This is a genomic window from Microcoleus sp. (assembly GCF_041354475.1).
Lineage (GTDB): Bacteria > Cyanobacteriota > Cyanobacteriia > Cyanobacteriales > Microcoleaceae > Microcoleus.
The window spans coordinates 15,360-38,434 of the sequence record NZ_JBGJZU010000005.1; the positions used below are offsets into that span (position 1 = coordinate 15,360).

The 23,075-nt window shown below is 43.0% G+C and carries 14 protein-coding genes and 2 pseudogenes; 5 read left to right on the top strand and 11 right to left on the bottom strand.

Features of this window, described 5'->3' with window-relative positions:
* Positions 1 to 121 precede the first annotated feature (121 nt).
* A complete protein-coding gene (locus tag ACBR23_RS03005; RefSeq protein WP_371118690.1) occupies positions 122 to 1,852 on the top strand; it encodes an NAD(P)H-quinone oxidoreductase subunit 4 in 1,731 nt (576 codons plus the stop codon).
* A 56-nt stretch (positions 1,853 to 1,908) separates the two neighbouring features.
* On the opposite strand, the gene ACBR23_RS03010 is transcribed toward ACBR23_RS03005, so the two are convergent.
* The 3 genes from ACBR23_RS03010 to ACBR23_RS03020 form a co-directional block, all read right to left on the bottom strand.
* Complete coding sequence (locus ACBR23_RS03010) at positions 1,909 to 3,540, bottom strand: NB-ARC domain-containing protein (protein ID WP_371118691.1); 1,632 nt, start codon at positions 3,538 to 3,540, stop codon at positions 1,909 to 1,911.
* Positions 3,541 to 3,662: 122 nt separating this feature from the next.
* The gene (locus tag ACBR23_RS03015) at positions 3,663 to 4,520 is read right to left on the bottom strand and encodes a DUF1361 domain-containing protein (RefSeq protein WP_371118692.1); all 858 of its coding nucleotides are present in this window, start codon (positions 4,518 to 4,520) and stop codon (positions 3,663 to 3,665) included.
* Positions 4,521 to 4,605: 85 nt separating this feature from the next.
* Positions 4,606 to 7,692 carry a PAS domain S-box protein gene (locus ACBR23_RS03020; protein ID WP_371118693.1) on the bottom strand — a complete coding sequence of 1,029 codons (3,087 nt, stop codon included), beginning with the start codon at positions 7,690 to 7,692 and terminating at the stop codon, positions 4,606 to 4,608.
* A 253-nt stretch (positions 7,693 to 7,945) separates the two neighbouring features.
* Between ACBR23_RS03020 and ACBR23_RS03025 the strand changes: the two genes are divergently transcribed.
* Positions 7,946 to 9,313 carry a TldD/PmbA family protein gene (locus tag ACBR23_RS03025; RefSeq protein WP_371118694.1) on the top strand — a complete coding sequence of 456 codons (1,368 nt, stop codon included), beginning with the start codon at positions 7,946 to 7,948 and terminating at the stop codon, positions 9,311 to 9,313.
* Between the two features lie 536 nt (positions 9,314 to 9,849).
* Positions 9,850 to 10,272, top strand: a pseudogene (locus ACBR23_RS03030) (DUF4277 domain-containing protein); the annotation flags it as partial.
* 577 nt (positions 10,273 to 10,849) lie between these two features.
* Here the strand turns inward: ACBR23_RS03030 and gntT are convergent.
* The 3 genes from gntT to ACBR23_RS03045 form a co-directional block, all read right to left on the bottom strand.
* Entirely contained in the window at positions 10,850 to 12,238 is a 1,389-nt protein-coding gene (gene gntT, locus ACBR23_RS03035; RefSeq protein WP_371118695.1) for a guanitoxin biosynthesis MATE family efflux transporter GntT, read from the bottom strand.
* 373 nt (positions 12,239 to 12,611) lie between these two features.
* A complete protein-coding gene (locus tag ACBR23_RS03040) occupies positions 12,612 to 13,373 on the bottom strand; it encodes a thioesterase II family protein (protein WP_371118696.1) in 762 nt (253 codons plus the stop codon).
* 393 nt (positions 13,374 to 13,766) lie between these two features.
* Positions 13,767 to 14,486 (bottom strand): lipocalin-like domain-containing protein, encoded by a 720-nt coding sequence (locus ACBR23_RS03045; protein ID WP_371114615.1) that lies wholly within the window; start codon positions 14,484 to 14,486, stop codon positions 13,767 to 13,769.
* 367 nt (positions 14,487 to 14,853) lie between these two features.
* Here ACBR23_RS03045 and ACBR23_RS03050 point away from each other — a divergent pair, with 367 nt between their 5' ends.
* Complete coding sequence (locus ACBR23_RS03050; RefSeq protein ID WP_371114616.1) at positions 14,854 to 16,002, top strand: alkene reductase; 1,149 nt, start codon at positions 14,854 to 14,856, stop codon at positions 16,000 to 16,002.
* A gap of 318 nt (positions 16,003 to 16,320) precedes the next feature.
* On the opposite strand, the gene ACBR23_RS03055 is transcribed toward ACBR23_RS03050, so the two are convergent.
* The 5 genes from ACBR23_RS03055 to ACBR23_RS03075 all read right to left on the bottom strand — a co-directional run bounded on the left by ACBR23_RS03055 (position 16,321) and on the right by ACBR23_RS03075 (position 21,643).
* Positions 16,321 to 16,995, bottom strand: a complete 675-nt coding sequence (locus tag ACBR23_RS03055; protein WP_371114617.1) for a GNAT family N-acetyltransferase — start codon at positions 16,993 to 16,995, stop codon at positions 16,321 to 16,323.
* A 440-nt stretch (positions 16,996 to 17,435) separates the two neighbouring features.
* Positions 17,436 to 18,341: a DUF4437 domain-containing protein gene (locus ACBR23_RS03060; protein ID WP_371114618.1), complete on the bottom strand. Its 906-nt coding sequence runs from the start codon at positions 18,339 to 18,341 to the stop codon at positions 17,436 to 17,438.
* Between the two features lie 201 nt (positions 18,342 to 18,542).
* Positions 18,543 to 19,175, bottom strand: a complete 633-nt coding sequence (locus ACBR23_RS03065) for an NAD(P)-binding domain-containing protein (protein WP_341737267.1) — start codon at positions 19,173 to 19,175, stop codon at positions 18,543 to 18,545.
* A 300-nt stretch (positions 19,176 to 19,475) separates the two neighbouring features.
* Positions 19,476 to 20,927 (bottom strand): APC family permease, encoded by a 1,452-nt coding sequence (locus ACBR23_RS03070; RefSeq protein ID WP_371114619.1) that lies wholly within the window; start codon positions 20,925 to 20,927, stop codon positions 19,476 to 19,478.
* A 50-nt stretch (positions 20,928 to 20,977) separates the two neighbouring features.
* Positions 20,978 to 21,643, bottom strand: coding sequence for a GNAT family N-acetyltransferase (locus ACBR23_RS03075; protein ID WP_371114620.1), 666 nt, complete (start codon positions 21,641 to 21,643; stop codon positions 20,978 to 20,980).
* Between the two features lie 196 nt (positions 21,644 to 21,839).
* Between ACBR23_RS03075 and ACBR23_RS03080 the strand changes: the two are divergent.
* Positions 21,840 to 23,055, top strand: a pseudogene (locus tag ACBR23_RS03080) (RNA-guided endonuclease InsQ/TnpB family protein).
* The last annotated feature ends 20 nt before the right edge of the window (positions 23,056 to 23,075 follow it).

Consider the following 23,075-nt stretch of genomic DNA (forward strand, 5'->3'; position numbering starts at 1 on the left):
CAATTGGTGATATGACAACCCCCCATGGGTGTCATAAAAAAAAATTATCAATAAATATTAAATTTTTATTAAATTTTGTATTATAATCTTAGTCATCTTCCAGTAAGTATTTATTCCCATTATGATAGCGGATCAATTTCCTTGGCTGACCGCGATAGTCCTGTTACCCCTCCTAGCTTCCGTCGCCATCCCTTTTCTACCCGATACAGGGGGCAAAACAATTAGGTGGTACGCCCTGGGCGTGGGTTTGGCAGACTTTGTACTCATGTGCTGGGTGTTTTGGACTCATTACGATCCCACAATCTCTACATTCCAAATCGTAGAGCAATACCCCTGGATACCTTCTCTGGGCCTCAATTGGTCTGTTTCGGTTGACGGATTGTCAGTACCCTTGGTACTGTTGGCTGGACTGGTGACGACTCTCTCAATTTTTGCAGCCTGGGAGGTCGATCGCAAACCCCGACTCTTCTACTTCCTAATGCTGGTGATGTACTCGGCACAGATAGGAGTATTCGTTGCCCAAGACATCATGCTACTGTTCATTGTCTGGGAACTAGAACTAATTCCGGTTTACCTGCTAATCTCGATTTGGGGTGGACAAAACCGTCGCTACGCAGCCACCAAATTCTTGATTTATACCGCTGGCGCTTCAATTTTCATTCTGGTAGCTGCTTTAGCAATGGCATTCTACGGCGGAGGCAATATCACCTTCGATATGGTAGAACTAGGCTTGAAAGACTACCCCCTGGGTTTAGAATTACTGCTTTATGCGGGATTGTTGATTGCCTTCGGCGTGAAACTGGCGATTTTCCCCTTCCACACTTGGCTACCTGATGCCCACGGCGAAGCATCTTCTCCCGTGTCCATGATTCTGGCCGGTGTGCTGTTAAAAATGGGCGGATATGGCCTGATTCGTCTGAATTTGGAACTGCTTCCTAAAGCTCACGTTTACTTTGCACCGATTCTGGCCGTGCTGGGCGTAGTTAACATTATCTACGGAGCACTGAATTCCTTCGGCCAAACCAACATGAAGCGCCGCCTAGCGAATTCCTCTATTTCTCACATGGGATTTGTACTCCTAGGTATTGCTTCTTTCAATGACTTGGGAATCAATGGCGCTCTGTTGCAAATGATTTCCCACGGTTTAATCGCCTCAGTATTGTTCTTTCTGGCCGGCGTTACGTACGATCGCACCCATACCATGATCATGGATGAAATGGGCGAGATTGGTAAAGTCATGCCCAAAGTGTTTGCCTTGTTTACCGCAGGCGCTATGGCTTCCTTGGCGCTTCCCGGTATGAGTGGTTTTGCTAGCGAACTTTCGGTATTTGTCGGTGTGGCAACTAGCGATATCTATAGCGATTCTTTCCGGGCTGTGATTGTCTTCCTGGCGGCGGTAGGACTGATTTTGACACCGATTTATTTGCTCTCGATGCTGCGCCAGCTCTTCTATAATTCTGGAGCAGCCGCCGCTTGTGACATCGAGGATTTAGATTTGCAAAATCAGAGAAATAATCTGGATGAAGCGGTTTGTTTCGGTAATAGTTGCGTTTTGCCTGCGGATGCAGTATTCATCGATGCTCAACCTCGCGAAGTGGCGATCGCCTTTTGCTTTTTAATCCCGATTGTTGGCATTGGTTTCTATCCCAATATGGCGATGCAAGTTTATGATGCCAAGACTGTGGCAGTGAATGCAGAAGTCCGGGAATCTTACATCCAAATCGCTCAAGAAAATCCTCGGATTTATGCCAATCAACTTTTGGTTCCCAAAATTGCCCAGGCTCAAACAGCTCCTGCTTTGGTTAAAATTACAGGTTCTGAATCAGCCTCAGTTTTGGGTATTGTCAAATAATCCAACTCTGTGACTGTGAGATACCAGACTGCTTCACAAAGTCTGGTATCTCAGTTTTAAGACTCAGTTTGTGCCATAATAAGCGCCATATTTTCTCTAACATATCCCACTTCAAAAGTCGATTTCTCTGCCAGCAAAGATGCAAGTTTGTTCAGGATATTTAAAAGTTCTTCATCTCCTTGAGTTTTCTGACACAAAACTTGCAACCGATTTTTTACCATTCTGAGAATATAACTGGTTGCCTCGTATTTCCCTACTTTTTTAGCAAAATTTATGCTAAAATCATAATCTTTCAACAACCGCATATTTTCGATTTTTTGCGTCTTAATCGTCTCCAAAATCTCATATTTAAGCTTTTCTACTAACCTATCGGCAACATATTTCATCATCAAAGGCTGAAGCACAAACACTGTTTCTGTACCCTGATGGATTTTTTCAATCAACGAGCGGCGGCTCAAAGAATCGAGATTTTTCACTAAATCAGAAAGGGAATACTTTGCCAAAATTTCGTGTCGCAAAGTTCCGAGGGAAACCGGAGTTTCCGCAATAGTCAGCCAATAGGTAATCTCGGTTTCAGCAGTAGACATTCGCTCTAACTGTTGCGCGAGTAGATTGCTGATATGTTCTTCAATAAATAATGCCGTTGCTTCCAAAAAACTACCAACATTCCCCTCGAAAAAATCCTGAATTGTTGTGGCTACAATCTTAAATGCTAATAGATTTCCTCCGTAGCGCTCTAGCAAAATTTTCCACTCACTATTTTGAGCAGATAAACCTTTTTCTTGAAAAATATTCTGGGCAATTTCCTGGGAAACTTCTGGTTTGAAAGAGCGTACTTTTTCCCCAGCTAGCAAAGCGATTTCTGTAGGTTCTTCTGCACTAATTACCAGCAAACAGCTACGGTGATTAACCTCTGAGATCCGCACAATTAAATCTCGATATTCCTCCCAACCCGGACGGTAATGTCCTGCTAATTCTCCCGGCTTTAGCACGGCTTCAAAATCGTCGAAAATTAGCAGACATCGGTGCTGCCGCAAATACTCAACCAGCAGGGCAATTTGACCGTTGATGTTGTCGTTGTCGGGTAGTAAATCGGTTCTTTGGTGGTGGGAAAAAAATTGAATTAAGTTGGTGAGAAACAGTTGGGGAGTCGGGTGCGATCGCCAAGAGCGCCAAACCACAAAATCAAACTCTTTCTGGATCTGTGAGACTAATTTTACTGACAGAGTTGTTTTACCGCTACCAGCCAAGCCCAACAACGCCACCAGCCGACAATTATCTGAGACAATCCATTGCTTTAAAGTGTTTAATTCTTGAGTCCGTCCGTAAAAAACCGTAACATCCGGTGCTTCGCCCCAATCTTGTTGTCGGTGTGCGATCGCCATTTTTGATAGGCTTCCTTTACCTGTCGGACTAAAATCCCTCAAACCGATTTCCTGATGGTATGACAACAGTAACTGATGCCTCAATTCTGACAATTTTCCGGGGCCATTTCCGCCAATTTGAAACTTTTTGTAAACCTCGCCTAGTCTTTTGCGAACTGCGATGTCACTAATGCCAAGCTTGGTGGCGATCGCGGACGTAGTTTGACCATCGAGAGCCATAAACACAGTTTCTAACTCGGCATCTGTGACACCGCGCTCCTTGGCGATCGTTTGCACAAAGTTCTGAGGAATCTGAGTAGTCAAGGTAGGAATCTCGCCAATGCTAAAATATATACATATTATTATATTGTGTTACCTTGTGTTAGCACCCCGACTTGCCAGAATTAGTCGGGGGTCTAGGTCCGATACCGTGTCAAATCTTCAATCTAAAATCTCACATCGATGGGTTCGGAAGAATTACCGCTGGCACCGGAAAACTCTGACTGGGATTGATTCGGGTAAAATCGCTGGCTAATCCCCAAAGTAATTTGCTTCATCACCCAATACAAACTGGCAATTACTAAAAAAGTCGCAACAATTAATAAAACCGGACGTTTCCCCATCAAATCGTTCATCACAGTATTAACTAACCCATCGGGATTAGTAATGATATCCCAACTGTTGAACCGGATAAATCGCCCTAAATAAATGCCGATCGCCGAAAGTGCGTGTATAGTTAACTCAGCTACTAGGACAAATTTGCCCCAACCCTGTTGGCTCAAATAGTAACCAAAACTCATCACCGACAGCACGTAAGCCTGAAGCCCTGCGATCATAAACGCCAAATATTGGGGAATCAAAGCTAGAGTCACCACCCACACCGAGTGTCCCTGTTTAATCTGGTCGATCAAATGGATGATATCAGTTAAAACATAGGGCGCATTGGGCAAAAAGGCAATGAATGCCAAAAAACCACCCCACCAGCGGAGAGAACGCACACCGCGCTGTCGCAGTACCCAGATATCTACAGCCATCAGTGTCAGCGTAATCGCGATCGCCCCCAAAACGTAAGTTTTGCCCAAATCGTGGACAATGTACCTTAGATGTAACAAAACCAGGGATAGACAGGGCAAAAAAGTAGCCCCCAGCAGAAAACTTGTCCCCCACATCAGCCAGCGCGATCGAGGTTTGCGAAACAGCCAAAAACTCAGCGCTAACGGTACTAAAGCTAAGAACAAATTCCAAGACATCCATCGGACATTGTGTCCCATTGCCTGCAACGCTTCTAGGAGCAATCCCATCATGTCAAATTTCCTAAAAATATCATGGTTCAATGCAGCACCGCTTCGCCAGCAGCTTGAATCTATTTTAATCGCTTATTGTTTGCGGTCAATTGGGCACCAGACTAATGGGAATTGAAATCCTAAAAGTTGTACCCTGTCCTATTTCTGAAAAACACTCTATTTTGCCTTTGTGCTTCTGAACCACAATCGAGTGAGAAATCGACATTCCCAAACCCGTACCTTTTCCAACTTCTTTTGTAGTATAAAACGGATTAAAAATGCGATCGATCGTCGTCTGTGGCATTCCCGTACCATTGTCGGAGATTTCCACCGCTATCATATTCTCACCAATCACCTCAGTGGCGATCGCAATTCTGCCAGGATTTGCCTCCGCTGCCGCCACAGAGAACTTTTGATACCGTTCCTCGATCGCATCAATGGCATTAGCAATAATATTCATAAATACCTGATTCAGTTGGCTAGGATAACAATCCACCAGTGGTATGTTGCTGAATTCATGAATTATATTAATTTCCGGCCACCCATTAACCCCCTTCAATCGGTGCTGCAAAATTAACAAAGTGCTGTCAATTCCTCCATGAATATCCACTGGCTTCATTTCCGATTCGTCCAGTCGCGAGAAATTCCTGAGCGACAAAACAATTTGCCGGATACGTTTTGTTCCTACCTCCATCGACCTCACTATTTTATTTAAATCTTCTGAGACAAAATCTAAATCCATTTCTTCAATTTTATCAAGGATTATAGAATTAGGCTCTGGATATTCTTCGGCGTACAAATCGACCAATTCCATTAACTGTTTCGTATAATCCTCGACATATTTAATATTGCCATGAATAAAGTTAACCGGATTATTGATTTCATGAGCAATCCCAGCAACCATTTCACCCAAAGAAGACATTTTTTCCGTTTGAACTAACTGACTTTGAGTAGAGCGCAATTCCAACAGCGCTTGTTCGAGTTGTTGAGCTCTTTCTCTTTCTCGTGCGTCACTTTGGCGCAGTGCTTCTGTTCTTTGGAACACTCTATTTTCTAAGTCTTCATTCAATTGTTGAAGACTCTCTTCTGCTTGTTTGCGCTCGATGGCAATTCCTGCTAAATTCTTGACAAAATCTATGAATTTCCACTCAAATTTTTCGGGCGTGTGTGGCTCAGTATAATACATGGCACAGGTTCCCAAAAGCTGCTCGTTCGATGATATAATAGGAGTAGATGAACAAGCTCTCAGTCCAAAACTTAAAGCAAAATCTCGGTAATCTTCCCACAACGGATCGGTGGCAATATCTGTAACAATCACAGACTCTTTCCGATAGATAGCAGTGCCACAGGAACCGACATTTGGACCGATCGCCATGCCCTCAATAGCAGCATTGTAACTCTCAGGTAAACTCGGTGCAGCTCCGTTCACCAGGTGTTTGCCATCTGGAGCTAGAATCAAGATCGAACCCATGACATCTTTACATTGCTGCTCGATAATTTTCACTAAGGCATTTAAAGTATCGCCCAGAGGCGCACTTTTAGCAATCATTTCTAATATTTGTTTTTGGGCGGCTAACCAACTTTCACCTTGCTTGCGATCCGTAATGTCACGGGCTACGCACAGAAATGTGTTTGACTGCATAGGTGAAATAGTAGCAGCAAACCAGAGGTATTTGTCTCCTATAGGTAAGCTGTATTCTAGTGAATTGGTTTGTTTGGTTTCGGCGGTGAGTCGAATTTGATTTAGGAAAAAATCTGCTATTTCTGGTGGCATAATCTCGCCGAGAGTTTTGCCGATAACTTCCGTCGGTGGTTTGTACAAAAGGCTGGGATTTGTCGGCGCACTTTTGAGGTATCTTCCCTCTATATCAATTACAAAAATGACATCGTTCATGGCGGCAAATAAAGCTCGCATTTCTGCTTCAGAATCTTGTAAGGCGATTTCAGCTTTTTTGCGATCGCTAATATCAGTTCCAATACACAACAGCCCTCTCAAACGCCCTTTCCGATCTCGCAAAGCTTGATTGCGCCACGCGATCCAAACCCTTTCTCCATGACGGCGGATATGTTCATTTTCCTGAATTGTGAAGTATCGATTCCGGTATAGCAGGAATTCCCGCATCATGGCAGGGAGTTGATTTTTGGACAAAGTTGTCTCCGATATCAGATTCCAGAAATCATTTTTGCCAATAATTTCTGCTTGTGAATACCCAAAAAAACTTTCAGCAAACTCGTTCAAAAAAGTAACATTGCCCTCACGGTCTAACTGCACAATAATGCAATTGGCATTCTCTACCAATTGCCTGTATTTAGCCTCACTTTCTCGCAGCTTTGTAGATCCATACACCAAACTAAAGACCACCACAGAGCTCACAACTGCCAGCAAACCACCACCAGCAAGCAGCAACCCCCGCTGTGGCGAATTCTGGGGCCATCCCCCCAGGGGAATGGCGGCTAACTGCCAGGAACCGTTGGGCAATGTCACTTCCAGCAATACCGGTGCTTGCTGGAAAATTGCAGGGTCGCCAAAAAAGACTTCTCCGGTGACACCCCTGCCATCTTTGCCTCGCAGAGCGTATTGTAGCTGGGCAGAATGGTCTTTGATCCCTGCCTCTTGGAGGAGGGTATCTTCGTCGATGAGAACCCCTGTTAACCCCCAAAAATCACCGCTTTCTGGATCTGCGCCCGGTGGTGTCAGAAAAATGGGCGATCGACTGACAAAGCCCACATTCCCCGCTAATAATTTCACAGGGCCCGCCAGTACAGTTTTGCGAGTCGCGATCGCCTCTTCGACCATTTTTCGTTGCTGAGGTACAGCACTCAAGTCCACGCCGATCGCCGATTCATTTCCTTCTCGCGGATACATATAAGTGATGGTAGTCCCTTTCACTAAACCTATACTGCGAATGCCAGTTTGGTTTGCCAGCAGAATTCTCCCGGTAGCTGCAAATTCCTCTTCGCTGATGTTTGGGTTTTTAGAAAGATCCGCCACCAAACCGCGCATCAAAAACAGCCGTGAGTTCAACTTACCTTCGAGATTAGAACGAATTGTGCTGAGTTGATTGAGAGTAGTAGCACGGTTTTCCAGTAAAAACCGCTGCTGTTGAGATCGATCTAAAATGCAAACTCCGGCCACAATTGCTACTGCTGCGGTAATTGCGGCTAAATACGGTGAAATTTGCCAATTTTTCATCCTCAAGTCAGGCATTTCTGTCTAATTTAATGATTTTTTTCAGTCTTAAGATAGATTTATTTTAGTCGGATCTCGCTAATTGGCTTCCATTCTCCCATTCTCTGCCTCTTCCACTCCCTCCCTAACCAACACTTTAAATGCGTAGCTGCCAATTTACCCTTGGGGGCGATCGGCTTTTAGTCGATTCAGCGGATTAAAATAAAGTTAGCTATTCTTTACAACGCTAAGGCGACTCACTCCTAGGGACAAATAGATGCAGGAACAATTGATGGAAGCGATCGCACCCTACCGCGATCGGGTAGATTATCTAGAAGTTCGCCTCGAACAAAGCGAGTCAACAGCCATTAGTTTTCGTGGGCCTCAGTTGGATGCTGTCAACCGCAGTTTTAGCCTTGCTGGTGGTATCCGCGCCTGTCACAAAGGTGGCTGGAGTTTTGTCACTTTTAATGGTTTGGCTGAATTAAAAGACCGTATTGAAGAAGCTGTAATTCAGTCTCGCTTAGTAGGTAGCGAAAAAACTATACTAGCAGATGTCACCCCGATTCAAGATTATGTAGCGGTGGAATTAGGTAGCGATCCTCGCTCCATTACTTTAGCCCAAAAGCGACAATTGCTCGAATCTTACAACCAATTGTTATTAGATTATGACCCGCGGATTCAGACTACAATCGCCGGTTATAGCGATCGATTTGGGATTACTTATTTTGTAAATTCCCAAGGCACTTCCATCGCTCAAGAGCGATTGGATGTCACCGGACGTTTTGGCGCGATCGCCCGTGGTGACGGCGGCATTGTCCGCCAAGGGTTTGAGTCTATTCATTCGCGATCGGACTACAATGTCTTGACAAATATTGAAGATCGTGTTAAGAGTGCGGCCGTTCGAGCTGTCAGTCAACTAGAAGCAAAATCAGTCAAAGGTGGCCAGTATCCAGTCATTTTAGACCCTTATTTATCAGGGGTATTTATTCACGAAGCTTTCGGCCATTTATCGGAAGCAGACGGCATTTACGAAAACCCCAAAATGCAGGAATTGTTGACCTTGGGTAAACCAGTCGCCATCGAACAATTGAATGTCATCGATGATGCCACATTACCAGGATTACCGGGAACATTGAAATACGACGACGAAGGCGTACCCGCCCAGTGCAAGCATTTAATTAAAAATGGGGTGTTAACCACTCGAATGCACAATCGGGAAACTGCCGGCAAAATGGGCGAAAGTCCCACGGGAAATGCGCGGGCTTTGAGTGCTACTTTTATGCCCTTGGTGCGCATGACTAATACGGCGATCGAATCGGGAGAAAATTCTTTTGATGACATGATTCGTGACATCGCAGAAGGAGTTTATGCAGTGCGGATGCTGGGAGGACAAACCAACGGTGAAATGTTTACCTTTGCAGCGGCTCAAGGTTACATGATTCGCGACGGCAAATTAGCAGAACCTGTGAGCGATGTCACCTTAAGTGGTAACGTATTTCAAACGCTCAAGGACATTGAGGCGATCGGAAATGACTCAGTGTATGCCTACGGCGGTTGTGGTAAAGGCGGCCAAGGCGGTTTACCAGTCAGTGTCGGCGGCCCCCATTTACGGATTAAAAATGTGGTTGTCGGAGGCAGATAATCCTCAATAAAAAACCCCGGTTGCTAAAAAGCTTGCTGTATCAGCATTCTTCACCTCGATCTTCTTCCTTCCCCCCTAGGGGGGCAGGGGGGGGGTGACTTCTTCCTTCTTCCTTCCCCCCTAGGGGGGGGCAGGGGGGGGGTGACTTCTTCCTTCTTCCTTCCCCCCTAGGGGGGGGCAGGGGGGGGTGATATAAAATCCTCTCTTCATCGTCCTGTATTAAACTCTCTCTTCTCTTGCTTCGCGTACTTCGCGCCTTCGCGGTTAAATCATTCCGATACAACCCACATTCCGCACCCCAAGGGGCAGCCTACGCGAATTGAGGGGGTAAAAGTGAATCATCCGAGACAAGAGCGAGTAAAAATACTCAATTATTTTGGTAGCGCTCGGTAAAAGACCAAGTTTATGACATATCCGTAACCCGCTCGCATCCGCGAAAGTGCGTTAATTGCGATCGCTCTTGGGTAACCAATCATCACCAAAAATAGTGTAAACTGGCGATCGCGATTAACGATCAAATCAGGATTCAGCAGCCCATGCAGAAAGCATCCCAGATGAAAGTAGAAAACCTAGATCATCTGGGCTTGATAGCCGGTCTAGTTGATGAAATAGGAATTGTGGAAAGAATCAATCAGTTAGTAGGTGAACAACCGGGCGAGATAGTCAGTCCCGGCCTGGTAGTTAAAGCCATGATCATCAATGGATTAGGGATGGTTTCCGCCCCACTATACTTATTTTCTAAATTTTTTGAAGGGAAAGCAATAGAACATTTACTTGGTTCAGGAATTCAAGCATCGCATTTAAATGATGACCGTTTAGGAAGAGTATTAGATAAATTATATTTGGCAGGAATTACCGAAATATTCACAACCATTGCCCTAGAAGCAGCTCAAAAATTCGAGATAAATACCGACACATCTGACCTCGACTCAAGTTCATTTCATCTACATGGCAAATATGAACAAGAGTTGCCATCAGTATCTTTTTATAGCACAGAAACAGATAGCAATCAGTTGGAAAATTTATCAATAAACCATTCCCCAGAAAGAATCGAGGCTTTAACTTTAATAATGGGTTTGTGTTTGTTGGTTTATACTTTAGGTCAAAGGTTACTCCGGCAAAATTTGCAACTCACTAATAAAACCGTAAAAAATCAATTGGGCAAAGGAACAAATCGACCTACTTTGCGCTGGATATTCCAAAGTTTTCAATCGATTCATGCCGTTTGTATTCAAGGAATTCAGCAAGTTTCTAATTTAACATCCGATATGGCTCAACTGCTTGCCAGATAGATATTTTAGCCTATTTTACCTTTTTTGGTTTACCCCCTTGACAATTTGCACTTTTTCTTAACTTGTCACAAATGGGCATCACACACCTTCCTCAACATAGTAGCAATTATCACCGGTTTATTGACAATTCGGGATGGTAGCGCTCGCCCCCAACCCTGATTCAACGAAAAGATGTGGTCTGGAAAAAATCCTGATTGCGGTCTTGGGTGATTATGATTGCGGTCTCCTACATTTATGGGCCAACTTACAAATCACCACCCAAAGCGCGATTCTCTTCTAAAGCCGGGATTGAATCACCACTATCAACAACATTACTACCAAATGTACTGAATAAATTTATTATATACATCACCATTCTGATTCCATAAAACAAAGATACACTAAACCACAAAAGATTGTTACTTGGAAACTTAAAGAACGCAATATTTGTAGGTATAAAAGCGACTACAAAAGCAACTATACTAACATTGCGGAGGATATGTCCTTGTGCTAAACCCAAGAAGTATCCTTCCAGCGTAAAACCTATTGAACAAAATACTAAGATAGCTTGTAACCAAGGCAGAGAAATATTTATATTTGACGTGACTTCAGTGTGGTTAGTGAACAACCTAAAAACACTATCGGGAAATAGCACACACACTCCGCCGAAAAACACTCCTACCACGAGAGCAGTTGAGAGAGAAACAAAAGCTATGGGTGGTAATTGTTGTGAATCTCCTTTTCCTTTAAAGTTTCCGACCAAAGTTTCTGTACCAAACCCCAGTCCCTCTACAAAATATGTATTAAGGTTAAATATCAGCCACAATAAGGCATTTTGAGAATAAATTAACGTTCCCATTTGTACTCCTTGATAGCTGAATGTTAAGGAGACAACCAGAAGAATTAAATTGCTGAGCAGGATGTTTGTATTGAGAGTCAAGTTAGATTTTATAGCTGATATATCCCATATTTTTCCAAATAGGCTTCGGATTTCAATCCACTGGAATTCCTTGAAAAAAAATATCACTCCCACCAACAAAGCTAAATATTGGCTTGTGGCATAAGAAACTCCTGCCCCTACACTTGCCCATCCCAGGTGGACAATAAGTAGATAGTCAAGTGCGATTTTGCCACCATTTCCAAGGACTGACAAAAACACAACTAAGCCATTTTTTTCTCGCCCTAGAAACCAACCTATCAACACAAAATTGAGTAAAATTGCAGGTGCTCCCCAAATTTGGGTGTTGAAATAGGCAAGCCCTGAAGATTTAATCTCTGGGGGAACATTTATCAGAGCAAATCCAAGTTCTCCCAAAGGGTATTGTAAGAGTATGAGAGCGACACCTAGCACTAGAGCTATTAAGCCATTACGCAGTCCTACTAACAACATACCTTCTCGGTCATCTCGTCCCACTGCTTGCGCTGTAACTCCAGTGGTTCCCATTCGTAAAAAGAATAAAGCTAAATAGAGAAAGTTAAGCAAGTTTCCAGCAATGTTGACTCCAGCAAAGTGGCGGATTTCTTCAAGATGACCCAGAAACATGACACTAGCTATATTGGCCAGTGGCACCATAATACTTGATAGGACGTTGGCTACAGCTAATCGGAAGTAGCGGGGTATAAAATTATACTGAGCTGGAAGGACTAGGTTCATAGTTAGAGTATTGAGTTATGGGGTCTGGCACTTAAGAGAATGTTTGAAAAGTTAGAGGTTGAGTCACAAGCTATCAATTTACAATGCCTTCGCCGTTTTTAGCTATAGCATCATCAACTCATCCTTGGAGATTGGCAAAGGTATTGCTTAAGAATCCCTTTATTTGTAGATAATGTGGTTTCAACAATGCCCTGTTTGTGGTTTTGAGGATTTATGTTTGCAGTTCACTATAGCAATCCTAAATCATTTGTGAATTTCTTACTCCCTCCCCTTAATAAGGGGAGGGTTGGGGTGGGGTAAAAAACTTTACGACTCATTTAGGACTGCTATATATCTATTTATCTTGGTGACAGTCGAGGATGCGATATGGGAGCTATAAATAGTCTTTTAGCGTTTTAGATAGAAACTGCAACAAAAGTTGTCTATTTTCATTTTCATTCAGGTAAAAGTGTCCACCTGGGAACATCTCTATTGAAAATGAGGAACGGGTGTAATCACGCCAAGAAGCAAGAAGATCATGACTGGCTTCCGGATCTTCAAGACCACCCAAAGCAAAAATGGGACAATCAAGAGGTTCATCTGGGAAAGGGATATATGTGGTTCCTACAGTCACATCTGCTCGCAAAATAGGTAAGAACAATTCCATGAGGTCTTTATCTGCTAAGAGTACTTCTGGTATAGCAGCGTAAATCCTGACTACTTGTTCAATAAATTCTGTATCAGATAACAAATAAACGGGCGGATTTAATTCAGGTAAGTGCGGAGCATAGCTGCCTGATACAAATAAACAGACCGGATTGACGTTTCTTTGGTGGAGTTTTCTAGTTAGATTATAAGCAATTCGCGATCCCATACTATGACCAAAGATCGCAAATGGCTTATCCAAATGTTGCAGTAAGAACTCCACTAAGTTGTCTGCCAGAATTTCAATATCTGAAATTGGTTTTTCTCTGATGCGATTTTCTCTTCCCGGCAGCTCAATCGCACAAAGCTCTACATTTGACGGCAATTCTTGAGGCCAGAGACGAAAAATCGATGTCCCACCTCCTGCATAGGGTAGGCAAAATAAGCGTAAATTGGCTTGTGGATTGGACTGGGGACATTTAATCCAGAGATTAGGTATTTCTGTTTTCATAAATAATATTACCTTAAGGAAAATAAGCTTGTCTCTAAATATAATATCTTAACAATGCCTTGTACGGTAGAAAAATTAGGCTTACGCTGTAAAAAATTTGTTTATGCCAGCTAGCAAGATACCTGAGTGCAAGAGTTAAGACATTACTATCGGCGTTGGTTAGACTGGATTTATATCATAAATTAGTATTGGTCTTATGAAACACGATTAAATATGTAAATGCCACGCTTGTTTGCCAGAGTGGTAAATTCTGAACGAGTGGTTGGTAGTATCTCTGGAAACAAGAGTGGCAAATTTTAATTCCGAAAATGAGGCACATGAATATCTGTGCCTCTTAATCTACGATCAATGTGTAGCTGTTTTTCCGGTAACGTTTGGGAATCGTGTAAACTGTTACTCTGGAAAGCGCTCCCAAATTATAAAAGGAGTTTGTAGCTTACCATCCATCTTCTCTGGAGCGTGAGTCAATACTAGCTTGCCATCCTTAAAACTATAGAAACGTTCTTGCCTTGTACCAATATAATTCGGAAATAGGCTGACATCAGGCAGATGAACAACTCTATCTGGTTTGACTTCATATTTACCGCAATAGGCAATATATGTTTGTACTGCCTTTGCCTGTTCTTCTAATGTTCCTGTCAAAATGTCTCCTCCAGGAAAATTAGGACGTTTCTTTTCTGAAAGGGTTGCACACATATGTCCATCGGCACTGTAAATAATGTAACCAAGAGCATCTTTCCCAAATGGATAGGTGACTTTCCCTTGTTCATCCCTGTTTTCCCACGATACGAGCCGCCAAGTTCCTAAAACTTTTTTTTGTGCGGCTGTCAACTCACCGCGAGAGACCTTATAGGGAGGATGTTCCATCCCGGAGGGGATTGAACCTTGCTTAGGTGAAATTCCGTCCTGTTTTAAGTTAGTAACACCTTGTTGAACGGCAGTAGATTTCGATGCTTCAGCTTTAATTGCAGCCGCACCATATGATGCAATTAAGGCTGCTGTTAAACCTCCAGAAAACCATTTAATAGAGCGCTGGATACGATTTTTTTTTGTTCCCGCTTTCTTGCGCTGTTCAATACTGGCATCAATCGACTCATTAGAAATAGGATCCATAATTCCTCCTCAATAATTTGGTACCCTTCCCAGGCATTATGCAGCAATGAGCGTTTGGGGAAATCACACAGAGGCATAATGCTGTGGCTGGTGTCTTGCAAGATAATACCATAAAAACATTTGCAGTGTCTACATCTAAAGTCAGGACATCCAAAAATTATCTTAGGGTAGCCTCAAAGGGTGATAAGCAAGTTGAAAGACTTACTAGGTAAGGGTTTGAGTTGATATGTCTTAAAAGGAGCTCCTCACTTTGGCGATCGCTCTTTTTTGGATTTGGATCAATGAGGGGCATTACCACTTTTTGTACCATTATGAGCATTAAAATTAATGCTGGAATTGCATCTCATCTCAACAAGGAATAAACTTTATGACTTTTCAAAGTATCTCTCCTCAGTTATTAAGCCCATTCATGTTGGGCGATCTACCTTTAAAGAATCGCGTGGTAATGGCACCCTTGACTCGATCGCGGGCTGGAGTGGAGCGGATTGCCAACGCACTGATGGCTGAATACTATGCTCAACGGGCATCGGCTGGTCTAATCATTGGTGAAGCAACCACGATTTCAGAACAAGCGAACGGTTGGGTGAACTCACCCGGCATCTATTCCGACGAGCAAACCATGGGCTGGAAACAGGTGGTTGATGCTATTCATGCTAAAGGCGGACATATCTTCCTCCAGCTCTGGCATACCGGACGAGCTTCCCACTCCAGTTTTCACAACGGGCAGCTTCCAGTAGCACCCTCAGCAATTCGGATTAGTGCCTATGAAATTCACACACCGAGCGGTAAACAGCCCCATGAAATTCCTCGAATACTGGAAACCGAGGAAATTCCGGGGATTGTTGAAGATTTTCGTAAAGCGGCTGAACGGTCCCAGGCAGCAGGTTTTGACGGAGTTGAGATTCACGCAGCCAACGGATTCCTGATCGATCAATTTCTGCAATCCAAAACTAACCACCGCAGCGATCGCTACGGTGGCAGTCTGGAAAATAGATTTCGGTTTCTTCAGGAGATAGTAGAGGCGGTTCTGACGGTGTGGCCAGCCAACCGAGTGGGAGTCAGAATTAATCCCAATGGTGTAGATGGTGAAATGGGTTCACCTGATTTTCGGGAGACATTTCTGTATGTAGCAAAGCAGTTGAATATTTATAATCTGAGCTACCTCCATGTCATGGATGGTGACACCTCCGGCTTTCATGAACTGACCGACATCGGCTTTCATGGACTTGGTGAACCTATGACCCTAGCAGAGTTTCGATCAGTGTTTACGGGAGTTCTGATTGGTAACTCTGGCTACACCCAGGAGACGGCTGAAAAAGCAATTCAGGCTGGTTATGGTGACATGATTGCCTTTGGACGACTTTATATTAGCAATCCTGACTTGGTAGAGCGCTTCACCCACAATTTAGAACTGAATCCAATGGCAGACCCGTCTACTTGGTATGCGTTTGGGGCTGAAGGTTACACAGATTTCCCTACTTATACAGATACGGCGTTGTCAAGGTTTATCCATTAAATTGTCAACGGATTTTGGATTTGCGATTTTGGATTTGCGATTTTGGATTTGCGATTTTGGATTTTGGATTGACTCCACACTTTAGGGTGGAGCTTGAGAATTTTAGATTGGCGTTAGCGAAGCGTACGCAGCGCAGCGAGTATTTTGGATTAATTCCGCCCTGAAGGGGCGGGGAACCTGTACCGAAAATTCCCAATCCAAAATCTAAAATCCAAAATCTAAAATTTTTCAGTCAACTTAGGACAAGCTCTAAATGTCTCGATAGGTGAGTGGGAAGATGATCTCTGAGGGGAAGCGATGCCTCTTATTAAGTAATGTTCATTCCCTGACTGGACGAATCATTGGAGAAAGTATTGGGGATGAACCAACTTGAACCGACGGGCTAATTAACTCAAACCCGTGCTGTTTATAGAATGCGATGTTTTGCGGGCTAGAGGCTTCAAGATAGGCAGGAATACGATCATGATCGCACTGTCTGAGCATATGCCGCAATAGGGCTGAACCAAAGCCTTTACCCTGTTGAGTTGGCTCCACGCCAATCATTGCCAGATACCAGTGAGTTTGACTGGGGTGACAGTGATCCATTTGTTTTAAAAATTCAAATACCTCTGCTTGGTGTGACTCAGCGATACTTTCTTGAAATATTTCCATAAATGGCTCTGCATCCATTTCTGCCCCTGGCGGAATCCAGTGCGATGCACCCCCATAACCATCAACATAATAAGAAGTCTGGTGAAATAAAGACTGGTTAATATATGCTTCAGCAATACGGGGGTAATAAGTGAGATATCGATCAGGTTCAGGATAAAGCCAGCGTACGATAGGATCGTTGCTAAAGGCTAGAACCATTGCAGCACTAATATGTCTCTGATCGGAAGCTGATGCAGTTCTGATCTGAATGTCCTTCTGTTTTGTTGAAGGATTGGTTTGAGCCGACTTTGTAGCGATGATGCTGTCGTCAATAGGATTTGTATTCATTTCGGAGGAAGACATGGGCTATTCTCACCATTAATTGATTATAAATTTTTGCACAGTAACAATCTAGTATGTTAATTCTGTGTATTTTTGGAGGGATTGTCCAGAAAATTATTGGTGTTACCGTAGTTTATACCGAAAATATCTGTTTCAGGCACTTTCTTATAAAAATAGGGCGACACATTTTGTGCATGAAGTCTTATGAGATAAGGGATTCAGAATTAACACACTAGTAATATCATTTCCGTTTGATTCGGAATTGTATCATATTAAGTGGAGTAGGGGCGGGTTCGCCGAGATATTTGATAAGTATCGACAAATCTTATAAACCCGCCCCGCCCATACAATTCCGATGCAACCGGATTTGATATAACAATCTAGCAAACAATTAGCTAATTGCTAATTAGTCAACATAATTAGGTAAAATATCCACGGTCTCTAACCAACGGCTGTCCGATTCATCCATTAATATGTGCATATGAAGACACTACGGCAGTTTGGGATACATCTCTATCAACTCTGGCAAACCCGAAAAGTCCATCAACTGTTATCTCTCTAGGAAGAGTATTATAGCTAGGACAATAGCAGAAGTGATCCTTGGCAAATGGGTAATTTCCTAGATCGCAATATCCACCTAAAGCATAAGCCTCTTCATTGTAGGAATAAATCATTCCATACTGAGTGTCATAGTGTGGCAAGACGACAAATAGCCAGGTTTGACCGCCGTTATTATGTTGCCTTAAAAACTTCTTTTTTATTCCTGCCGCGATGTTAACCCAAGGCAACAATTTGCTATCCAAGGCTGGAATAAATTCACTTATTCTCGCATCTGGATGATTGGTTTCTGCATCTTGGTACTGGAGAGGAACTGGCCCATTTTCCATCCACAGGATTTCCGCTTCCTCTTCACCTAAAACTTGCCAAGATTCTACTTTTACCCCAGCAGGAATAAAGGAGTAACCATGTTGACCTAGTTGCCATTCACCAATTTGGATCTTACCAGAAAGAATAAAAATTTCCAAGTCAGCAGTGAAGATCCCGGATGGCGCTGCAAATTTGGGCGGTAGGATTACTCTGGAAGTAGATGCACCACAGTCATGCCAAGTCAGCAATCTTCGTCTTCCTGGTAGGACTCGATCTGGCATTCCACTGATTCGCCATCCTGGTTCTTCTGGCACCGTATTTGTATTGAAAAATTGATACTGACGCGGCACATACTCTTTCGATATGGCCGTAGACCTTCCTGATAGGTTCAAGCGTCCGCTCCCATCTCCGCCCCAATCCTCTTTTACAGGTGCTACACTTAAAAATTTATCCGTTTGGTCTGTTTGGGCCAAATTAAAACTTCTATTCGCGTCACCCATGATTCTCTATTCTCCTGTTTATATGATTCTCCTTACGGAGTTAATTTTATAGCCTAAAGTGTAACGCCAACGCAATGACGTTGTTTATTTTTGTCCAACTAGCTTCACCAAATTAATTTTATCTGGATCTGACTAATTTTCCTAGTAGTTAGAGAAAACTATAGAATATCTACGCAATAATCTTTTTTGAGCTTCAAAAGTCTAAGCCCTTACCCTGAGAGCTTTGACCTGAGCGAGAGCCTGCTGAGCTACCTCTTCCGACCAGCACCGAGCATAGAGTGGTTCCCCAATTTGAAAGTAGCGCCCGTCAGCGAGCGATCCGGCTTTTACAGGCACAAATCTTGCTTCTTCAATCATCTTCGCGGCGATCGCCATTGCCTCTACATCATCACCAGCGTAAAAGATGGCTAGCTCAGAGAATAGCTCTCCATTGGCTCGAGCCTCTATCTCTTGGAAAAACATCATATTGAACGCCTTAACGACCACTGTTTGCGGAAGTCTCTGAGCAATGGCTTCGCTTTGACTTGGTGCGTCAATCTCAATCTCGCCGTCACGCTGAGGGTCGTAATTTGAAGCGCTGATGAGCATTTTCCCAGCGAGTGCATCTGCCGGCAACGACATCGTGGAAGAAAAGGGAACAGCTTCTAGAACAACATCTGCGAAAGCGATCGCCTCTTCAGGTGTTCCTGCCTGCGATCCGTTACCCGCCTTTTCAACCAGTGCGCGTAGACTATCGGGATTTCGCGAGGAAAAGAATACGTTATGCCCCGACTGTGCCCAGAGCCTTCCTAGTGGGCCGCCAATCTTCCCGCTGCCAACAATACCAATTTTCATAAAAAAGTCCTGTTTATATGATTCTCCTTACGGAGTTAATTTTATAGCCTAAACTGTAACGCCAACGCAATGACGTTGTTTATTTTTGTCCAACTAGCTTCACCAATTTAATTTTATCTGGATGTGGCTAATTTTCCTAGCAGTTAGAGAAAACTATAGAATATCTACAGAATTAGATCGTGATTGAGGCAATCGCGATCGCATCTGATGCTACATTACAAAATAAAAGGAGTGATGAAGAGGTGGGACTACCCACTCTCTGATGCTAATACACGGTTTCGGGGGTGTTTTACTGCTTAGTTAAAGATTTTCCTCATCACTAAACCTGGTATGAATTTCCTCAATAGAATTATTCATATTTTCTACGATTTTGGGATAACGTTTCTTCTGAAAAAGGAACCATCCAAACCCAGTCATGAAGTACATTAAGACCAAGTAGGGTAGAATATTTTGAGGAAAGTCTGGAACTGGAAATAGACTACTACCAGGAATTCCAATTATGCCAATAAAGGGAAGGATCATAAAACTAACTGCTAGAATAGCGAATAGCACATCTATTGGTTTCAGTTTATTAAGTTGGAACAAGTAGACTGGTGCTGCAATGGAAACCAAAATGTACATTACCAAAAATCCAAACGAGCAAATGATACCAAAATAATTTTGTAACTCAAACGTATCATAGCCATATACCTTGAATACGGAGGGGATAATCAAGATAATAAAACCTGATAAAGCGATCGCATTGTGAGGTGTAAGATTAGTATCATGGGTTTTTCCTAAAGAATGGTGAAACCAACCATGAAGTGACATGGACAGAAATATTCGGGATGTGAAATTAATAGCACCACAGATACTAACGAATAAAGTAAGTAAGAAAGCTATACTAATTAGTACTCCTAAAAAGTCTAATCCGATCTGATGTGCTAGAAAATTTAATGGAGTTTCTATTTTACCTAAATTTTCATTAGTACCGCTAAAACCCAGCACCACAATATAGGTCGTGATCATGTAGAATATAGCACAAAAAATTATGCTTTGCGTCACAGCTCTAGGGATAGTCTTTAGGGGGTTTTTTGCTTCATCACCCAAAGCTGTTGCACTGTCAAAGCCAGCAAAACTGAGGATAACTAGGACAAGTCCCATTGTTATTCCCCCAGGAGTCGCTCCTTGCAGGCTCAATTGATTCCAATCAATCACAAAACCTTTCTTTACTAAGATAATTAAGCACAATAAAAGGATCAACGCGAGGCAGACTCCTTGAACTACTAGGAGAATTTTAGTGAAGCGAATATCCTTAAAAGCTACATAGCAAGCTGCAACAGTAACTAGGATAAATAAGGTCAAAGCATGGGTGGTAAGACCAATATCACCTAATAATTTTTGACTAAAGATGGCAAATGCACACAATCCTACCATTGCTCCAAATAAATAGCCCAGCAGCAAAGCCCAAGCACAAAAAACTCCGACATGAGAACCAAGACCCTTAATAATATATGAATATAGCGAACCAGGAGAAGCGGAACGACAAGCAAATTGGTTAATGTTGAAACTGACAAATAAAAGTCCAACCATACCTATGATAAAACTTAGCCATGTCCCATTTCCGGCACTAGCAAAAATCAAGCTTAATATAGTTGATGGGATTAGGCTAGGTGACATTAAGACTATAGATTGAGCAATTACTGCCTCATAGGAAAGACAGTCATTTCTTAAACCATGGGGGCTTCGATTGTTTGGCATTTCTGTTGTCATAAGCCTTTACCCTTACAGGGATGGGAAATTTTTTTGGCATCACCAACGCGCTATTGTGGCTGGCGAATCATTCTGACAATAATCGGTGCATCACCAACTTGATACTGGTTAATTAACTCAAACCCTTGCTGTTTATAGAATGCTACGTTTTTGGTAAGACATTCCACACAGGCAGGAATACTATCACGATCGCATTGTCCCAGAACAGGCCGCAATAGGGCTGAACCAAAGCCTTTACGCTGTTGAATTGGCTCCACACCCAGAAACGCCAGATACCAGTGAGGCTGACTAGGATGATCATGCCCCAATCGATCGAACAATTCAAATGCCTCTGCTTGGCGTGACTCAGCGATACCTTCTTGAAATACTTTCCTTAATGGTTCTGCATCCCATTCTATCCCTGGCGGAATCCATTGCACCGCACCCCCATAACCATCAACATAATAAGAAGTCTGGTGGGCTAAGGACTCGTTCATATATGCTCCAAACAGGAGTGGGAAATAAGTGAGATATTGATAGGGGTCAGGATACATCCAGCGGATAATAGGATCGTTGTTAAAGGCTAGAACCATTGCAGCAGTAATATATCTCTGGTCGGAAGCTGATGCAGTTCTGATCTGAATGTCCTTCTGTTTTATTGAAGGATTGGTTTGACCAGACTTTGTAGCGATGATGCTGTCGTCAATAGGATTTGTGTTCATTTCGGAGGAAGACATAGGCTATTTTCATCATTAGGAATATGGATTAAATAAAGTATAGCAATAAATTTTGCGATCACGCTGCAAAAAGGTCTACTTACCAGAAAACTGGGTTGAAAACCCCGTCCTTGTAGGACGGCTTTAATTGTAAAGCTTTGTTGCAATACCTGCTATCTTGTGCCAATGAATCTAGTATAAGGTAGGAGGTAAGGCCATGCTAGTTTTTGAGTTCAAAACCTACGGAAAATCAAGTCAGTTCACAGCAGTAGATGAAGCAATTCGTACAGCCCAATTTGTCAGAAATAGCTGTTTACGCTATTGGATGGACAACCAGAAAGTAGACAAGTACGATTTGAACAAATACTGCGCTGTCTTGGCTGCATCATTTCCGTTTGCCTCGGAACTCAACTCTCAAGCTAGACAAGCCAGCGCCGAACGAGCATGGTCTGCTATCTCCAGATTCTACGACAACTGCAAAAAGGCGATTATTGGTAAAAAAGGATATCCACAGTTCCAGAGAGATTGTCGCTCAGTTGAGTATAAATCAACTGGATGGAAACTGGCTGTTGATCGAAAGTCAATCAAATTCACCGACAAAAAAGGAATTGGCAAACTTAAGCTAAAAGGAACACGGGACTTACACTTCTACTCCTTTAGCCAAATCAAACGAGTCAGATTGGTGAAACGTGCAGACGGTATATACGTTCAGTTTTGTATTGATGTTGACCGTTCGGAAAACATAGCACCTTCTGGGAAGACCATTGGGCTAGATGTGGGCTTAAAGGAATATTATACCGATTCAAACGGCATCACGGTGGAAAATCCGAGATTCCTCCTTCATGGTGAAAAAGTCCTCAAACGTTTTCAGCGTCGTGTTTCCAGAAAGATTAAAGGTTCAAAGAATCGAGGCAAAGCTAGACAAATTTTAGGGAAACGCCACCTCAAAATAAGTAGACAGCGCAAAGACCATGCAATCAAACTTGCAAGGTGCGTAGTGAGCGTCAAACGACTTGATAGCCTAGGTCGATTTGAGAATTAAAAATATGGTTAAAAATCATTGTCTGGCGAAGTCTATTAACGACGCATCTTGGTATAAGTTCCGTGTTTTGCTTGAATATTTTGGCAAAGTATTTCAAAGAGTCACGGTTGCTGTCAACCCAGCATATACTAGCCAAGAATGCTCTAGCTGCGGTGCAATTGTGAAGAAAACGCTATCCACTCGAACACACGTTTGTCAGTGTGGTTATGTAATGGATAGAGATTTTAACGCAGCTAGAAATATCCTGAGTCGAGGATTGGGTACGGTAGGGCATACCGGAACCTTTGCGCTTAATGCAAGCAACGTTTTGGGAGAATTGACCTCTACTCTGGTTGGAGAAATCCTGTCTGAGCAAGTTGGCTCTATGAACAAAGAATCCCCACGCTTTTAGGCTGGGGAGTGTCAAATTAT